19 protein-coding genes are annotated in these 16,656 nt (G+C 64.0%); 6 read left to right on the forward strand and 13 right to left on the reverse strand.

Going from position 1 to position 16,656, the window contains the following annotated elements:
• The first annotated feature begins 80 nt into the window (after nucleotides 1-80).
• Together AWB78_RS17795 and trmL are read left to right on the forward strand one after the other, a co-directional pair.
• Entirely contained in the window at nucleotides 81-866 is a 786-nt protein-coding gene (locus tag AWB78_RS17795) for a ComF family protein (protein WP_062606518.1), read from the forward strand.
• Between the two features lie 22 nt (nucleotides 867-888).
• Complete coding sequence (gene trmL / locus AWB78_RS17800; RefSeq protein ID WP_062606520.1) at nucleotides 889-1,359, forward strand: tRNA (uridine(34)/cytosine(34)/5-carboxymethylaminomethyluridine(34)-2'-O)-methyltransferase TrmL; 471 nt, start codon at nucleotides 889-891, stop codon at nucleotides 1,357-1,359.
• Here trmL and AWB78_RS17805 read toward each other — a convergent pair.
• From AWB78_RS17805 to AWB78_RS17825, 5 genes are all read right to left on the reverse strand, one after another.
• Complete coding sequence (locus AWB78_RS17805; RefSeq protein ID WP_062606521.1) at nucleotides 1,356-1,871, reverse strand: O-acetyl-ADP-ribose deacetylase; 516 nt, start codon at nucleotides 1,869-1,871, stop codon at nucleotides 1,356-1,358. The two genes, trmL and AWB78_RS17805, sit on opposite strands and share 4 nt — an antisense overlap.
• Nucleotides 1,872-1,897: 26 nt before the next feature.
• Nucleotides 1,898-2,896 (reverse strand): NAD(P)H-dependent glycerol-3-phosphate dehydrogenase, encoded by a 999-nt coding sequence (locus tag AWB78_RS17810; protein WP_062606524.1) that lies wholly within the window; start codon nucleotides 2,894-2,896, stop codon nucleotides 1,898-1,900.
• 30 nt (nucleotides 2,897-2,926) lie between these two features.
• Nucleotides 2,927-3,397, reverse strand: coding sequence for a protein-export chaperone SecB (secB, locus tag AWB78_RS17815; RefSeq protein WP_062606525.1), 471 nt, complete (start codon nucleotides 3,395-3,397; stop codon nucleotides 2,927-2,929).
• Between the two features lie 68 nt (nucleotides 3,398-3,465).
• Nucleotides 3,466-3,726 (reverse strand): glutaredoxin 3, encoded by a 261-nt coding sequence (gene grxC, locus AWB78_RS17820; RefSeq protein WP_062606528.1) that lies wholly within the window; start codon nucleotides 3,724-3,726, stop codon nucleotides 3,466-3,468.
• Nucleotides 3,723-4,148 carry a rhodanese-like domain-containing protein gene (locus tag AWB78_RS17825; RefSeq protein WP_062606529.1) on the reverse strand — a complete coding sequence of 142 codons (426 nt, stop codon included), beginning with the start codon at nucleotides 4,146-4,148 and terminating at the stop codon, nucleotides 3,723-3,725. The genes grxC and AWB78_RS17825 overlap by 4 nt, the downstream gene beginning before the upstream one ends.
• A 184-nt stretch (nucleotides 4,149-4,332) precedes the next feature.
• Here AWB78_RS17825 and gpmA point away from each other — a divergent pair, with 184 nt between their 5' ends.
• The 3 genes from gpmA (at nucleotide 4,333) to AWB78_RS17840 (ending at nucleotide 7,800) form a co-directional block, all read left to right on the forward strand.
• The gene (gpmA, locus tag AWB78_RS17830; protein WP_062606531.1) at nucleotides 4,333-5,079 is read left to right on the forward strand and encodes a 2,3-diphosphoglycerate-dependent phosphoglycerate mutase; all 747 of its coding nucleotides are present in this window, start codon (nucleotides 4,333-4,335) and stop codon (nucleotides 5,077-5,079) included.
• Between the two features lie 268 nt (nucleotides 5,080-5,347).
• Nucleotides 5,348-6,934: a S41 family peptidase gene (locus tag AWB78_RS17835; protein ID WP_062606533.1), complete on the forward strand. Its 1,587-nt coding sequence runs from the start codon at nucleotides 5,348-5,350 to the stop codon at nucleotides 6,932-6,934.
• A gap of 107 nt (nucleotides 6,935-7,041) precedes the next feature.
• Entirely contained in the window at nucleotides 7,042-7,800 is a 759-nt protein-coding gene (locus AWB78_RS17840) for a HesA/MoeB/ThiF family protein (RefSeq protein ID WP_062606582.1), read from the forward strand.
• 1 nt (nucleotide 7,801) lies between these two features.
• Here the strand turns inward: AWB78_RS17840 and ptsP are convergent, their stop codons facing one another.
• From ptsP to AWB78_RS17875, 7 genes are all read right to left on the reverse strand, one after another.
• On the reverse strand, nucleotides 7,802-9,562 hold the full coding sequence (ptsP, locus tag AWB78_RS17845; RefSeq protein WP_198399293.1) for a phosphoenolpyruvate--protein phosphotransferase: 1,761 nt from the start codon (nucleotides 9,560-9,562) through the stop codon (nucleotides 7,802-7,804).
• A 218-nt stretch (nucleotides 9,563-9,780) separates the two neighbouring features.
• Nucleotides 9,781-10,050, reverse strand: a complete 270-nt coding sequence (locus AWB78_RS17850) for an HPr family phosphocarrier protein (protein ID WP_062606537.1) — start codon at nucleotides 10,048-10,050, stop codon at nucleotides 9,781-9,783.
• Nucleotides 10,051-10,097: 47 nt separating this feature from the next.
• Nucleotides 10,098-10,586 (reverse strand): PTS sugar transporter subunit IIA, encoded by a 489-nt coding sequence (locus tag AWB78_RS17855; RefSeq protein ID WP_062606539.1) that lies wholly within the window; start codon nucleotides 10,584-10,586, stop codon nucleotides 10,098-10,100.
• Between the two features lie 274 nt (nucleotides 10,587-10,860).
• Nucleotides 10,861-11,817 carry a glutathione synthase gene (gshB, locus tag AWB78_RS17860; protein ID WP_062606542.1) on the reverse strand — a complete coding sequence of 319 codons (957 nt, stop codon included), beginning with the start codon at nucleotides 11,815-11,817 and terminating at the stop codon, nucleotides 10,861-10,863.
• 63 nt (nucleotides 11,818-11,880) lie between these two features.
• Nucleotides 11,881-13,170 carry a glutamate--cysteine ligase gene (gshA, locus tag AWB78_RS17865; protein WP_062606544.1) on the reverse strand — a complete coding sequence of 430 codons (1,290 nt, stop codon included), beginning with the start codon at nucleotides 13,168-13,170 and terminating at the stop codon, nucleotides 11,881-11,883.
• A gap of 326 nt (nucleotides 13,171-13,496) precedes the next feature.
• On the reverse strand, nucleotides 13,497-14,963 hold the full coding sequence (locus tag AWB78_RS17870) for an ammonium transporter (protein WP_062606547.1): 1,467 nt from the start codon (nucleotides 14,961-14,963) through the stop codon (nucleotides 13,497-13,499).
• Nucleotides 14,964-14,994: 31 nt separating this feature from the next.
• Nucleotides 14,995-15,333 (reverse strand): P-II family nitrogen regulator, encoded by a 339-nt coding sequence (locus tag AWB78_RS17875; protein ID WP_014190273.1) that lies wholly within the window; start codon nucleotides 15,331-15,333, stop codon nucleotides 14,995-14,997.
• 443 nt (nucleotides 15,334-15,776) lie between these two features.
• On the opposite strand from AWB78_RS17875, the gene AWB78_RS17880 reads away from it, so the two are divergent.
• Nucleotides 15,777-16,040, forward strand: a complete 264-nt coding sequence (locus AWB78_RS17880; RefSeq protein ID WP_062606583.1) for an accessory factor UbiK family protein — start codon at nucleotides 15,777-15,779, stop codon at nucleotides 16,038-16,040.
• A gap of 180 nt (nucleotides 16,041-16,220) precedes the next feature.
• Here AWB78_RS17880 and AWB78_RS17885 read toward each other — a convergent pair.
• A partial coding sequence (locus tag AWB78_RS17885; protein WP_157697436.1) for a transposase occupies nucleotides 16,221-16,656 on the reverse strand: 436 nt, incomplete at its 5' end.

Below are 16,656 nucleotides of genomic sequence, written 5' to 3' on the forward strand. Positions count from 1 at the left end.
ACGAGGCATAAACGCGTCGTGAGGCGCAACAAGTGCGTGTGTTTAGCGCTTCGAGCCGTCAGTTTCCCGATCCCGTCGTCATGAAAGCCGACAGCATCCGTTTTCCGTTCCGAACACCCGTGGCAGTGCGCGTTCGCGGATTCGCGGCGGCGGCGCAACGCCTCGCCGCGCTCGCGCTACCGGGCCAGTGCGCGTTGTGCGGCAATTTGTCGCAAGGACTGCTGTGCGGCGGCTGCGATGCGCAGTACTGGAACGAACCGCGTCTGCGCTGCGCCACGTGCGCGCTGCCGCTGGCCGCGTCGTATCTGAGACGCGACCGCGACGACACGCGCGCGCACTGCGCCGCCTGCCTCGAATCGCCGCCCGCTTTCAACGATACACTCGCGCTCGCCGACTATCGCGCGCCGCTCGATGCACTCGCCGTCGAGCTGAAGTTTCGCGCGCGGCTCGCGGCGGGCGAAACATTCGCGCGGCATTTGCATGCGCTTTTCGAGGACAGCGATCTGCCCGCACCCGACGTGATCGTGCCGGTGCCGCTGTCCCGCCCGCGGCTCGTCGCGCGCGGCTATAACCAGGCGTGGGCGATCGCGCGCCCGCTTGCGCGGCTGATGGGCGTGCGCAGCGATGCATCGATCGTCTCGCGGGTGCGGCATACGTCGGCGCAATCGCGGCTCGATCAGGAAGCGCGCCGCCGCAACGTCGCGAGCGCGTTCGCCGTTTCGGGCGATGTGCGCGGCAGGCATATCGGCGTCGTCGATGACGTAATGACCTCTGGCGCGACCCTCGACGCCCTCGCCCGCACGCTCAAGCTTGCCGGCGCGCGTCGCGTCACCAACTTCGTGGCGCTGCGTACGCCGAAAGATTAATCCCCTTCTTCACAAGCAATCCATGTTCAACGTCGTACTCGTCGAACCCGAAATTCCGCCGAACACCGGCAACGTGATCCGCCTGTGCGCGAACACAGGCGCGCGGCTGCATCTGATCGAGCCGCTCGGCTTTCCCCTCGACGATGCGAAGATGCGCCGCGCCGGCCTCGACTATCACGAGTACGCCGAAATGAATGTGCATGCGAACTGGGATGCCTTCGTCGCGAAGGAAGCGCCGGATGCCACGCGGATGTTCGCGTTCACGACGCGCGGCTCGACGCCGTTCTTCGATCACGCGTTCAGGCCCGGCGACTGGTTCGTGTTCGGCGCCGAGACGCGCGGCCTCGCGCCGGAATTGCTGGAGCGCTTTCCGACCGAACAGCGCGTGCGCCTGCCGATGCGGCCGGGCAATCGCAGCCTGAATCTGTCGAATACGGTGGCGATCGTGACGTTCGAAGCGTGGCGTCAGACCGGCTTCGAAGGTGGCGCTTAAGGTTTGATTGCCTCGAGCTCGGCGCGATAGAGCGCGAGCATGTCTTCCTGAAAGCACGCGAAGATGACGTGCTTCACGGCCGGCGTAGAAGGCAAGGTTTCGACGACCGTGCGAACCGCGATTTGCACGGCCTGCTCAGGCGGAAAGTGATAGATGCCGCAACTGATCGCGGGAAACGCGATCGACTTGCAGTGCGCTTCGTCGGCAAGTTCGAGCGAGCGCCGATAACAACTCGCGAGCAATTCAGGCTCGTTCTTCTTGCCGCCGCTCCAGCGCGGACCGACCGCGTGAATCACGTGACGCGCCGGAAGGCCGTAGCCGCCGGTGATCTTCGCATCGCCGGTTTCACAGCCGCCGAGCGTCTCGCACTCGCGCAGCAGTTCTTTCCCCGCCTTGCGATGAATCGCGCCATCGACGCCGCCGCCGCCGAGCAGCGATTTGTTCGCCGCATTGACGATGGCGTCGACTTTCAGCGTGGTGATATCGACGACCTGAGCTTCGAGCTGAACCATCGCGCACCTCCGATTCGACGACGCGGTTACTCGGCCTTCGAGTCCCGGCTGAGCAACGCCTGCACGGCATCGCGCGGCGCCACGTTATCGAAGAGCACGCGGCATACCGCCTGCGTGATCGGCATCTCGATGCCGTGCGTTTGCGCAATGCCGAGCACGGCGCGCGCGCAACGCACGCCCTCCGCGACATGCCCGAGCGCCGCGAGAATCTCGTCGAGCGTGCGTCCCGTCGCGAGCTGCTTTCCGACGGTGCGGTTGCGCGACAGATCGCCCGTTGCGGTGAGGATGAGATCGCCCAGACCGGTCAGTCCGGTGAACGTCTCCGCGCGCCCACCGAGCGCGACGCCCAGACGCGACATCTCCGCGAGCCCCCGCGTGATCAGCGCCGCGCGCGCGTTGAGGCCGAGGCCGAGGCCGTCGGAGATGCCCGTTGCGATGGCGAGCACGTTTTTCACCGCGCCGCCCACTTCGACGCCGATCACGTCGTCGCCGGTATAGATGCGCATCGCGCCGTGATGGAACGCCGCGACCGTGCGCGCGGCCAGTTCCGCCGACGCGCTCGCCACCGTCAGCGCGACGGGCAAGCCCTGCCCTACTTCGCGCGCGAAGCTCGGGCCGGACAACGTGCCGTTGCTGCGATGCTCGGGCAGTTCGGCCGCGACGACTTCATTGGGCAGGCATTGCGTATCGGCCTCGAAGCCTTTGCAAAGCCAGACGATATGCGCCGGCACGATGCCGGACTGCCGCATCGAACGGCACAGCGCGCGCAAGCCGGCGACGGGTGTCGCGACGACACACAGCGCGTCGTCCGCCGCCGCGTGCGCGAGCGCCGCGTTGAAATCCGCATCGAAGTGAAGCGCGTGAGGCAACGCCACGCCTTCGAGATAGCGTGTGTTTTCGTGCGTGCGGGAAAGGGATTCGATGAGCGCGGCGTCGCGCGCCCAGAGCTTCGTGTCGTGCCGGGTTGCGAGGTGGCCCGCAAGTGCGGTGCCCCACGCGCCGGCGCCGAGAACGGCTGCTTTCATGCTCGGCTCCGGTCGGCAGAGTCAGAGAGGTTAGTGCGTCGCGCCGTTGCCCGCGCCTTCCTGCGCGCCCGCGAGCTGAGCCACGCGTTGCTCGTACAGCGCCTGGAAGTTGATTTCCGCGAGGTGGATCGGCGGGAAACCGGCGCGCGTGATCGCGTCGGCAATGTTCGAGCGCAGATACGGGAACAGGATGGTCGGGCACGCGATGCCGACGAGCGGATCGATCTGCTCGGCCGGAATGTTGCGGATATCGAAAATGCCAGCCTGCTTCGCTTCGATCAGGAACGCGACCTTGCTCGCGACCTTCGCCGTGACGGTGCCCGTGACCAGCACTTCGAAAACGCTCTCGGCGAGGCGGTCGGCCTTGACGTCGACTTCGACCTCCACCGACGGCATTTCCTGCTCGAGGAAGATGGCGGGCGAATTCGGCTGCTCGAGCGACATGTCCTTCAGGTAGATGCGCTGGATGTTGAAGAACGGCTGGTTGTTTTCGTCGGACATGTTGATTCCCTAGGTAATTCGATATGCGTCGCGCAAATTCGCGTGAATCGTGCGCGGCGCGTGTGTCTTCAGGCGTTGTCGAGCAGCGGCACGAGGCCGCCCTTGCGGTCGAGTGCGGACAGATCGTCGTAGCCGCCGACATGCGTATCGCCGATATAAACCTGCGGCACGGTGCGCCGGCCCGTGCGCGTCATCATTTCCTCGCGCCGGCCCGGTTCACGGTCGATCAGGATCTTCTCGATCGCTTCGACCCCGCGGGACTTTAAAAGACGTTCGGCCATCTGGCAATACGGGCACACGACGGTGCTGTACATCACGACTTTCTTCACTTGACTGCTCCTTGTTTCACCACCGGCATGCCGGCTTTTTGCCAGGCGTCCACTCCGCCCTGCAAAACGTGGACCTCGGCGTAACCCGCCTCGGACACGGTGCGGCTAGCACGCTGCGATTCTTGACCAGTTTGGCAAACCAGCACGACTGGATTGCTCTTATTCTTCGCGATCTGGCCAATTTTTGCTTGGAGCTCCGCCAGTTCGACATTGCGTGCCGATGGCAGGTGACCCTTCGCGAATTCCGCGGCGGACCGCAGATCCACGACCACGGCATTGCGACGGTTGATGAGCGTGGTGGCTTCGGCAGCGGAGATTCCGCCGCGCCCGCGCCGCGTGATGGCGGGCCACAGGAGCAGCGCGCCGGAAACGAGCGCGATGACGATGAGTGCGATGTTCTGGTATTCAGTGAAAAACTTCACGTCGAGGGCCGCCGAAATGTAGAAGGAAAGGAAGAAAGAGAAATGAGGGCAATCGGGGCATTATAAAATAACCGTTTCCCGCGATGGCCTCCGCCGTCCGGCTGATGGCGACGCCCCGCGCGCGCAGGCAGGATGACGGGGACGCGATCGGCGCACCCGCTTTTCCAACTGACCGACCGACATCATGTACAAGCTAGTGCTCATCCGCCACGGCGAATCGACGTGGAACAAGGAAAACCGCTTCACCGGCTGGGTCGATGTCGACCTGACCGAACAGGGCAACCGCGAAGCGCGCCAGGCCGGCGTGCTCCTGAAGGAAGCCGGCTACAAATTCGACATCGCCTACACGTCGGTGCTGAAGCGCGCGATCCGCACGCTGTGGCACGTGCAGGACGAAATGGACCAGATGTACATTCCGGTCGTGCATTCGTGGCGCCTGAACGAGCGTCACTACGGCGCGCTCGCGGGCCTGAACAAGGCCGAAACCGCGAAAAAGTACGGCGACGACCAGGTGCTCGTCTGGCGCCGCAGCTACGACACGCCGCCGCCCGCGCTCGAGCCGGGCGACGAGCGCGCGTCGTACAACGATCCGCGCTACGCGAAGGTGCCGCGCGAGCAGTTGCCGCTCACCGAGTGCCTGAAGGACACCGTCGCGCGCGTGCTGCCCGTCTGGAACGAATCGATCGCGCCGGCCATCAAGTCGGGCAAGCAGGTCGTGATCTCCGCGCACGGCAATTCGATCCGCGCGCTCGTGAAGTATCTGGACAATATTTCCGATGACGACATCGTCGGGCTGAACATCCCGAACGGCGTGCCGCTCGTGTACGAGCTCGATGAAAACCTGAAGCCCATCAAGCACTACTATCTGGGCGATCCGGAAGCGATCGCGGCGGCGCAGGCCGCTGTCGCCAAGCAGGGCAAGGCGGGCTGATGCTCCGCGCGGGCCGGGCGGCGTCCGGTCCGCGAAGCGTTTTTTGCCTGACGAGGGCGCCGCATCCCGGCGCCCTCGTCGCGTATGGCGCGCGGCTGACGACGCTCCGGCAGCATCGACAGAATCGCATTGAAACGTGCGCAAGCCTACGCTCGGAGGGATTGAAACCTCAGGCATTTAAGTTGCGTTTAAGTCGTCAATCAAGGTGAGAAGGTATACTGGCCCGTCACCTACGATGCAGCCCATTCGATTCCGACCGCACTCCTCTATGCGAAAGAACCTGAAAAACTTCGGCCTGATCGCCGTCGGCGTTACGGCCGGCGCTCTGGCAACCTTGCAAATTTCCGCATCCGCACAGCAAGCCGCATCAACGCCTCTGCCGCTGGAGCAACTGCGGCTGTTCGCCGAAGTCTTCGGGCAAATCAAGCACGAATACGTCGAGCCGGTCGACGATAAAAAGCTCCTCACCGCCGCCATCAAGGGCATGGTGTCGAGCCTCGATCCGCACTCGTCCTACCTCGACAAGACCGATTACGAAGAGCTGCAGGAACAGACCAAGGGCCGTTTCGCGGGTCTCGGCATCGAAATTTCCTCGGAAGACGGGCTCATCAAGGTCATCTCGCCGATCGAAGACACCCCCGCGTTCCGCGCCGGCATCCGTCCCGGCGACCTCATCACGCGCATCAACGACAAGCCGGTGCGCGGCATGACGCTCGATAAAGCCGTGAAGCAGATGCGCGGCGAGCCGGGCACGAAGGTCACGCTCACGATCTTCCGCAAGAGCGACGACCGCACCTTCCCGCTCACCGTCACGCGCGCCGTGATCCGCGTGCAGTCCGTGAAGATGAAGGTGCCGGAGCCGGGCTACGGCTATATCCGCATCACGAGCTTCCAGGAGCGCACGGTGCCGGATCTCGCCGCGAAGCTGCAGGATCTCGCGCGCCAGCAGCCGAACCTGAAGGGCCTCGTGCTCGACCTGCGCAACAACGGCGGCGGCCTCCTGCAGAGCGCGGTCGGCGTCGCGGGCGCATTCCTGCCGGACAACGCGGTCGTCGTGTCGACCAACGGACAGATCGCGGATGCGAAGCAGACCTTCCGCGACACCTACGACAACTACCGCCTGCCGTCCTTCGATTCCGATCCGCTGAAGAGCGTGCCGGAGATCTTCAAGAAGGTGCCGATGGTCGTGCTGACCAACGCTTACTCGGCCTCCGCTTCGGAAATCGTCGCGGGCGCGCTGCAGGATCATCATCGCGCGCTGATCGTCGGCAAGACCACGTTCGGCAAGGGCTCGGTGCAAACCGTCCGCCCGATGACCGCCGACACCGCGCTGCGCCTGACGACGGCCTACTACTACACGCCTAGCGGCAAGTCGATCCAGAACCAGGGCGTGCGCCCGGACGTGCCGGTCGATCAATACGCGGACGGCGATCCGGACGACGCGCTCGTCACGCGCGAAGTGGACTACTCGAACCACCTCGCGAACACGCAGGATCCGAACGAGAAGAAGGAGCAGGAGCAGCGCGAGCAGGATCGCCTCGAGCAACTGCGCATTCTGGAAGAGCAGAACGACAAGAAGACGCCCGAGCAGCGCCGCAAGGACCGCGAGCGCAAGCCGGTCGAATTCGGCAGCTCGGAAGACTTCATGCTTCAGCAGGGTCTGAACAAGCTCGAAGGCAAGCAGGTCGTCGAGTCGAAGTCGTACAGCGAACGCAAGCTCGCGCAGAACAAGCCGCCGCGCTCGGCATCCGCGCCGGTCGTCGCGCCTCCGGCGCTGCCGGCCACGCCGGGCTCGTCGCCGGCGTCGGGCGCGCAGCCGGCTTCGTCGCCGACCGCGCAGCAGCAATCGAGGTAATTTTCCGGTAGTCCTTTCCGACAAAGGCTTCGCGGCATGATGCTGCGAAGCCTTTTCTCTTTTGCGCGCTTAGAATGCTTCGTTCGAGCAAGCCGATTCTTTCCGCGATGAACGACGATCAACTCCTTCGCTATTCCCGCCATATCCTCGTCGATGAAATCGGCATCGAGGCGCAGCAGCGCTTTCTCGATGCCCACGCGATCATCGTCGGCGCGGGCGGTCTCGGCGCGCCCGCCGCCATGTATCTCGCGGCGGCGGGCGTCGGCAAGATCACGCTGGTCGACGCCGATACCGTCGATCTCACGAATCTCCAGCGGCAGATCGTGCACATGACGCGATCGGTCGGCGCGCCCAAGGTGGACTCGGCGCGTGAGACGTTGAACGCGCTGAATCCCGATGTCGAAGTCATCGCGGTAAACGCGCGCGCCGACGCCGAATGGCTCGACACCAACGTGCCCGGCAAATCCGTCGTGCTCGATTGCAGCGACAACTTCGCGACCCGCCACGCGATCAACGCGGCGTGCGTCGCGCACGGCGTGCCGCTCGTGTCGGGCGCGGCCTTGCGCTTCGACGGCCAGATCAGCACGTTCGACTTCCGCGCGCCGGACTCGCCCTGCTACGCGTGCGTGTTTCCGCCGGATCAGCCTTTCGAGGAAGTCGCCTGCGCGACGATGGGCGTGTTCGCGCCGACCGTCGGCATCATCGGCGCGATGCAGGCGGCGGAGGCGTTACGCGTGATCGGCGGATTCGGCGCAACGCTCGCGGGCCGCCTGATGATGCTCGACTCGCTGCGCATGGAATGGAACACGATGAAGATCGCGCGCCAACCGGATTGCCCGATCTGCGGCGCGCGTCATTCGAGCTGACTCAGATTTTCTGCAATGCCGTCAGCGCGGCCTGCAACTCGGCGGGCTCGTAAGCGGCGAGCACGTCGGCGACCGGCTTTTCGAAAGCCTTCAGATTCGAGCGCAGGATTTCCTGCTTCACGACGAGCAACTGGCTCGGATGCATCGAGAACTCGGTGAGCCCGAGCCCGAGCAGGAGACGTGTGACGGCCGGATCGCCCGCCATTTCCCCGCACACCGACACCGGCACGCCCGCGCGCTTCGCCTCGCGCAGCGTGAACGCGATCAGGTTCAGCACCGCCGGATGCAGCGGATCGTACAGATGCGCGACGGCGTTATCGGCGCGATCGATCGCGAGCGTGTACTGGATCAGGTCGTTCGTGCCGATCGAGAGAAAGTCGAGACGCGAGAGGAACAGCCGCACCGCGATGGCCGCGGCGGGAATCTCGATCATCGCGCCGACCTGAATCTGGCGGTCGTACGCCACACCTTCCTCATCCAGTTGACGCTTCGCCTCGCGGATCAGATCGAGCGTCTGATCGATTTCCTGCGCGTGCGCGAGCATCGGAATCAGGATCTTGGTCGAACCGAACGCCGACGCGCGCAGGATCGCGCGCAGCTGCGTGATGAACATCTGCGGCTCGGACAGGCTCCAGCGGATCGCGCGCAAACCGAGCGCGGGATTCGGCGCGGTCTCGTAGCCGTCGCCGCCGCCCATCGAATCGAGCGGCTTGTCGGCGCCGACGTCGATCGTGCGGATCGTCACCGGCTTGCCGTTCATCAGCTCGACGGCGCGCTTGTACGCCTCGAACTGCTCCTCTTCCTCCGGCAGCTGATCCTTGTGATTCATGAAGAGGAACTCGGTGCGGAACAGGCCGACGCCCATCGCGCCCGCTTCGACCGCGACTTGCGCGTCTTCCGGCAACTCGATGTTCGCGCACAATTCGATCTTCGTGCCGCAGAGCGTCTGCGTCGGCGAGAACTTGAGGCGCTGGAGCTTGCGCTGTTCCAGCACCTTCTCGCTTTGCCGATACGAATATTCTTCGAGCACGATCGGCGCCGGATCGACGATCACGATGCCATGATCACCGTCGACGATGATGAGATCGTTCTGGCGGATCAGCACGCTCGCCTGCTGCACGCCGACCGATGCCGGAATACCGAGACTCCGCGCGACGATCGCCGTATGTGACGTGCGCCCGCCCAGGTCGGTGACGAAGCCCTTGAACGCCTGCGTCTTGAACTGCAGCATGTCGGCGGGCGCGATGTCGTGCGCCACGACGATCATCTCGTTGTGGCCGTTGCTCGCGGCGGTGTGCACGACGAGCGACGCGGCGGTGGGCGCACCCGCGAGCGCCTTCAGCAGACGCTCGACGACCTGCTCGACGTCCGCCTTGCGCTCGCGCAGGTATTCATCCTCGATCTCGTCGAAATAGCCGCCGAGGATTTCCAGTTGTTCGGTCAGCGCCCACTCGACGTTATAGCGGCGCGTGCGGATGAGATCGATGGTTTCCTGCACGAGCATGGCGTCGTTCAGGATCATCGTATGGACATTGATGAACGCGCCCATTTCACTGGGCGCATCGGCGGCGAGGTCTTCCCGCAGTGCTTCGAGTTCGGCGAGGACGCCCGCCTGCGCCGCGTGAAACCGGTCGATTTCCGCGTCGATCTGATCGGGTTCGATCAGATAATGGTCTACGTCGAGCGCTGCCGGTGCGATCAGATACGCGCGCCCGATGGCAATGCCGCGTGAGACGGGAATTCCATGCAGCGTGAAGGACACGCGCACCTCCTCTAATTTTGATTGTCGCGGCCGCTCAAGCCCCCTCGTCGGGCGCAAACCGCGCGTCCATTATAAATTCGAATGTCGTGGTAAGTCCCTGAACACACGGAGGCATAAGGGCCGGCACGGTTGCGCGGAGTCAAGCCATTTCACCGCGCGGGTATGAAAAAGCCGCGTCGATGCGCGGCTTTTCAGAGAATTCGAAACGGCGAAGCGCTTTACTGCCCTTCCCCGAATTTGTCGGCGATCAGGGCGAGAATCGACTGCATTGCTTCGGTTTCGTCGGCGCCTTCGGTTTCGATCGTCACCGTGCTGCCGATGCCCGCCGCCAGCATCATCACCCCCATGATGCTTTTTGCGTTGATCCGGCGGCCGTTGCGGCTCATCCAGATCTCGCATTGAAAGTTGCCCGCCAGTTGTGTGAGCTTGGCCGATGCGCGTGCGTGGAGCCCCAGCTTGTTCACGATTGTTGTTTCTTGTTGCAGCATGATGCTCCGAAACGCTAGATGGATGAATTGGGCGGCGCCGGTCGCCGTCAGAGACTTGCGGCCTTGGCGCTGACGAGATCGGCGCTCGCCGAGCATGCCGGATCGGGCGAGCCGGCCGCTTTGGTCGCGAGCGCGCACGGGTTGAGCGGCGTGGACGAATCCAGTTCCTGGATGCCTTTCGAGCCGCCTTGCAGAATCTTTTCGGTGAGCGTGTCGAGCGGCGTTGCGCGGTAACAGACGGCGCGCACCAGCATCGGCAGATTGCAGCCCGCGAGCACGCGCACGTCGGTATCGTGCAGGCTCGCCGCGATGTTCGCGGGCGTGGCGCCGAACACGTCGGTCAGCACGATGGCGCCGTTCTCTTCCTTCAGACGATCGATTTCCGAGCGTGCGAATGCGCGGACTTCAACCGGATCGCAGTCGGGCATCACATCGATGACGCCGATGCGCGCCGGCAGACCGCCGTAGATATGAGCGACGCACTCGCGTAGCGCGGTGGCGAAAGGTGCGTGCGCGATGATCAGGATGCCAGCCATGTCAGGATATTGTCCTAGCGACAAAAATCAGACGAAAACGTCAGAGTTCGCTCGAAAGCGCGCGAGCGGCGCGGAACCAACTCTAAAGTGGGCGCCGGTCGGGCGGAAATCAACCGCCTTTCAACGCCGTTACCCCAAGCCTGCGCTTCGATGCTTAACACGGATTTAAGACACGATTGCGCCCCAAATGCCCAGGCACTGGGAAGTCAATTCTAACAGTCTCGCCGAGGTGAGTTTGGCGCGGTGCACGGCCGCGCTCCGTTCGCCGGCAGACTCAGTGGACCGCGCGCTCGAGGGCGTCGATGAACATGCCCGCGACGTCGAAGCCGGTCTGATCCATGATCTCGCGGAAACAGGTCGGGCTCGTGACGTTGACTTCGGTGAGATAGTCGCCGATCGCATCGAGACCCGCGAGGAGCAAGCCGCGCGCTTGCAGCACCGGCCCGAGCGTTTCGGCGATTTCGCGATCGCGCGCCGACAGCGGCTGCGCGCGGCCGAGGCCGCCCGCCGCGAGATTGCCGCGCACTTCGCTGCCCTGCGGAATGCGCGCGAGCGAGTACGGCACGGGCTGGCCGCCGATCACGAGAATGCGCTTGTCGCCGTCCTTGATCTCGGGGATGAACTTCTGCGCCATCACCGTGCGCGCGCCGTCTTCCGAAAGCATCTCGACGATCGAGCCGAGATTCATCCCGTCTTCCTTCACGCGGAACACGCCCATGCCGCCCATGCCGTCGAGCGGCTTCAGGATGACGTCGCCGTGCTCGGCGTGGAACGCGCGCAGACGCGCGGCGTCGCGCGTGACGAGTGTCGGCGTGACGAACTGCGGCCATTCCGCGATGGCGAGCTTCTCCGAGTGATCGCGGATCGCCTGCGGTTTGTTGAAGACGCGCGCGCCGTTGCGCTCCGCGATTTCCAGCAGCCAGGTGGCGTTCACATACTCCAGATCGAACGGCGGGTCCTTGCGCATCAGCACGGCATCGAAATGCGTGAGCGGCAGATGCTCCGCCTGCTCGGCCGCGTACCACGGCCAGCGATCGCTGTTCGCCTCGTCGCCGACGATCGCGATGCGCCGCACGCCCGCCTCGACGTTGCTGCCCGTCCACGCGAGATGATGCGGCTCGCTCGCGTAGAGCACGTGACCGCGCCGCGCGGCTTCCGCCATCATCGCGTAGGTCGTGTCCTTGTAGATCTTGAAGCGATCGAGCGGGTCGGCGATAAAGAGGATCTTCATGAGAATTCGCTAGTTCGGTGCGCGGCCTGCGAGCTTACCGCAAGCCGCCGCTTCTCACCGGGTTCACACCTGAATGGCTTCCGGATCGGTCTTTTCGAGTTCGACCGATGCGGCCAGCAGCCCCAACCGCGCCACCACGCCATACATGTAGAAGCGGTTCGGCGGCGCCGCGCCGGGCTTCGCGTGCGTGTCCGGCAGCGCGGTGTGCTCGAAGCCGAGCGGCACGAAATGCATGCCGGGCGCGTTGAGGTTCTGATCGCGCTCGCGCGACTCGTGCACGCGATAGAAACCGCCGACCACATACCGGTCGATCATATACACCACCGGCTCCGCGACCGCATTCTCGACGCGCTCGAAGGTATGCACGCCTTCCTGCACGATGACATCGTGGACTTGCAGGCCTTCCTTCGCGTCGTTCATCTTCGTGCGCTCGCGCTTGGTCAGCGCGGCGACCTCGCTCGCGTCGTGCACGGTCATCACGCCCTTGCCGTAGGTGCCGGCGTCCGCCTTGATGACGACATACGGACGTTCGCTGATGCCGTACTCGCGATATTTCTTCGCGATCTTCTTGAGCACGCCGTCGATGGCTTCCGCGAGCGCCTCCTCGCCGGTGCGCGCTTCATAGTCGACGCCTTCGACGTGGGCGAAGTACGGATTCACCATCCACGGATCGATCTCGACGAGCTTCGAGAATTTCTTCGCGACATCGTCGTAGCAGGAAAAGTGCGTCGACTTGCGGCGCACCGCCCACCCCGCGTGCAGCGGCGGCAGCAGATACTGCTCGTGCAGATTTTCCAGCACGGGCGGAATGCCGGCGGAAAGATCGTTGTTGAGCAGGATCGAGCACGGATCGAAATTCTTGAGTCCGAGGCGCCGCGGCGTGCGCTCGAGCGGTTCCAGCACGATCTTTTGTCCATCCGCGAGCGCGATGGTCACCGGCCCGTGGATGTTTTCGTCGAGCGTGCCGAAGCGGATGTTCAGACCCGCCTGGCGCATGATGAGCGCGAGCCGCGCGACGTTCTCCAGATAGAACGCGTTGCGCGTGTGGCGCTCCGGAATGACGAGCAGATTCTTCGCGTCCGGGCAGATTTTCTCGATCGACGCCATCGCGGCCTGCACCGCAAGTGGCAGCACTTCCTGCGGCAGATTGTTGAAGCCGCCGGGGAAGAGATTGGTGTCGACGGGCGCGAGCTTGAACCCCGCGTTGCGCAGATCGACGGAACAGTAAAACGGCGGCGTGTGCTCTTGCCATTCGAGCCGGAACCAGCGCTCGATAGCGGGCATGGCCTCGAGAATTTTCCGCTCGAGGTCGAGCAGCGGGCCACTTAACGCCGTAACAAGGTGCGGAACCATGTATTACTCGCGGTGCGTTGCATGGGACGAGAGTAAGGCGCTAAAGCGCCAGCACTGGTCCCAAGGAGAGGAAAGATTGTAGAGCAATTGCTTTGCCTAATTGGGGATGAACCGCCAATTGACAAGGTTTCCCGGCCTTGCGGCACGGCCCTTCCGCGAGTTTGGGTCTATCGGTCCGACAGATGCCGCCGCGCTGAACGAAACCGCTACGACAATCCATCAGCCAAAAAAATGCCCGCCTTCGAAGGCGGGCGAAGTCGCTGCGCTCGTTCTGTCGCGCGCGAACCGGAGCGCCCTCTCGCGGCGCCCCGGCTGCGGCGTGAAACTTATTCGACGTGCTCGCCGTGCAGCGTGACGTCGAGACCTTCGCGCTCCTGTTCTTCCGTGACGCGCAGACCCATGGTCATGTCGATGATCTTGAGCAGGATGAAGCTCACGACGCCGCTGTAGATCAGCGTGACGACCACGCCTTTCGCCTGCACGAGCACGCTGCCGTCGAAGCCGCCGATGTCCTTGACCGCGAACACGCCCGTCAGCAGCGCGCCGATGATCCCGCCCACGCCGTGCACGCCGAACGCGTCGAGCGAGTCGTCGTAATTGAACTTGTGCTTGAGCCACGTCGCCGACCAGAAGCAGACCACGCCCGCGACGATGCCGATCACGATCGCGCCCGTCACGCCGACGAAGCCCGAAGCCGGCGTCACCGCCACCAGACCGGCCACAGCGCCCGAAATGATGCCGAGCACGGACGGTTTGCCCTTCGTGATCCACTCCGCGAACATCCAGCCGAACGCGGCGAACGCGGTGGCGATCTGCGTCGTGAGCATCGCGAAGCCGGCGCGGCCGTCAGCCGCCACCGCAGAGCCCGCGTTGAAGCCGAACCAGCCCACCCACAGCATCGATGCGCCGATCAGCGAAAGCACGAGGTTGTGCGGCGCCATCACTTCGCGGCCATAGCCGACGCGCTTGCCGAGCACGAGACAGCACATCAGGCCCGCGATACCCGCGTTGATGTGAACCACCGTGCCGCCCGCGAAGTCGAGCACGCCCGCCGATGCGAGCCAGCCGGTCGGTTCCCAGACCATGTGCGCGACCGGCGAGTAGACGATCAGCGACCACAGCGTCATGAACACGAGCATCGCCGAGAACTTCATGCGGTCCGCGAACGCGCCGGTGATGAGCGCCGGCGTGATGATCGCGAAGGTCAGCTGGAACGCGAAGTAGACCGACTCCGGAATCGTCGAGGCGAGGTGGCTCACGGTGAGCGTCGTCGCCTTGTCGCCCTTGATGTAGGCCATGCCGTGCAGGAACACGCGCGAGAAGCCGCCGATGAACGAATTGCCCGGCGTGAACGAGATGCTGTAGCCGACCACCGTCCACAGGATCGTCACGAGACAGCAGATCGCGAAGCTCTGCATCGCCGTGGCGAGCACGTTCTTCTTGCGAACCATGCCCGCGTAGAAAAGCGCGAGGCCCGGAACCGTCATGAACAGCACGAGCGCGACGGAGGTGAGCATCCACGCGGTGTCGCCGGCGGCGATCTTCGACGAATCGACCATGAACGGCTCTGTCGGCGCGGCGGGCGCGGCCTCCGATGCGCCCGATGCCGCCGCTGCGGCTTCAGCCGACGACGCCATCGCGGTATTGGCGGAAGCCGGTGCACTTGCGGCGGTGTCGGACGACGCGGGTGCCGAGGCAGCGGCCGGCGCGGACGCATCCTGGGCGAGAGCGGTGCCGACATTCGCGCCGATCAGCGCGCCCGCCACCAACAGTGACATTAAAAAGTTACGCATTCTTCTGGTTCCTCTTATCGCCTGTTTCTTGTTAGAGCGCGTCGGCGCCGGTCTCGCCGGTGCGGATGCGAATGACCTGCTCGATCGCGGTGACGAAAATCTTCCCGTCGCCGATCTTTCCCGTGCGCGCGGCGCGTTCGACGGCTTCGATCGCCTGATCGACGATGTCGTCCGAGACGGCCGCCTCGATCTTCACTTTCGGCAGGAAATCGACGACGTACTCCGCGCCCCGATAAAGCTCGGTGTGCCCCTTCTGTCGGCCGAAGCCTTTTACCTCGGTCACGGTGATGCCCGAGACGCCGATGGCCGACAGCGCTTCGCGCGCTTCGTCCAGCTTGAACGGCTTGATGATTGCGGTAATGAGCTTCATGTATCCCTCGCTGTGGTGTGCTGATCCTTCGATGCCGTCTGAAGCGGGATGCGCTGGGTGTTACCGCCACGTCCGCCCTGCCGGGCCGCCCAGAGACGCGTGCAGAAAAGGTCGCGCCAGTTATGCAACTCGTATGCCATGCGAGTATTCATGCGGGTTTGCGCGATTTTACGAATCTTTCGTTGCAGGGGTCTGCCGAACGGCCAACGTGCGCCGCGCGTGCTGGCGCCGGGGTGGGTTCGTTGCTAGAGTGGTCTCGAGGTCCCGAAAAAAGGGGCATGGGCGGAAAACGCGAGGGCGCGGCAGCGCTAAAATCGCGGCGCCTCAAAGGTGCTTCGAGGTGGGCAGGCTTCACGGTCGCGCGCACCAATTTCGAACATTCGATAAATCGGGGCACTGACCTAACAATGAATGCACTTTTTTTGTGCAAGAAGGGAGAAACGATGAAGCAGCCCAACGACGTTTTCAACGATTTGCAGCAGAAGATGAGCGACCTCTTCAAGAACTCGCCCGCGAAAGACGTCGAACGGAACATGAAGGCGATGTTGTCGCAGGGCTTCTCGAAGCTCGATCTCGTCACGCGCGAGGAATTCGACACGCAGACTCAGGTGCTCGTACGCACGCGCGCCCGTCTGGAAGAGCTCGAAAAGCGCGTTGCGCAACTGGAGCAGCGCCTCGCGGGAGGTAGCTCCGCCGCACAGGACTGAGCGCCCGAAGCGTTCGTTCGCATACCTCGGCTAGGAATCCGCGCGGCAGACAGAATTTGAGCTGCCGGTACTGACGCCACATCGTGCGGGCGTCAACGCCGATTGCGGTTTGGCCCGCCATTGCGCGCAAAAGTGGCTTTCCCGGCGGCGAAATCAGGGCAATGTTGTCCCCTTCGGGACTTACGCAGGCGTCATTTTCGACATTCTGCGTAGGTTCAGCGCCGCGCAGACGAGTTTCCATTCGGCCTGTGCCTTGGCCAGTCCACGCATGCTGAATTGTCGAAATCCGAGAACGCTCTTTACCCAGGCATTCGGCGGTTCGGACAGCCATTTGCGCTTTCGATAGGCCGCCTGAGTTTGCGCACAAGTAAACTTGTCGGCCATCGCGGCGCATAGCGGGCGCTTCCGGGCATCGACCTTCACCTCTTTCTTGCCCTCGCGTCCGGGCGCCACGATCAACTCGGCGGGGTGCTCGCGCAATTGTTCGAACGTCGCCTCCGAGCGGTAGCCCGCATCGGCAAGGACTTGCTTGGGGGCGGCCCCGGCGTCGCGCGCTACCGCCGCCAGAACGATCGGCAATTGGCCGCTGTCGGCAGCACAGTTACCCAGTTCGGCC

Origin of the sequence: Caballeronia calidae (genome assembly GCF_900044055.2) — a bacterium.
GTDB classification, from domain to species: Bacteria; Pseudomonadota; Gammaproteobacteria; order Burkholderiales; family Burkholderiaceae; genus Caballeronia; species Caballeronia calidae.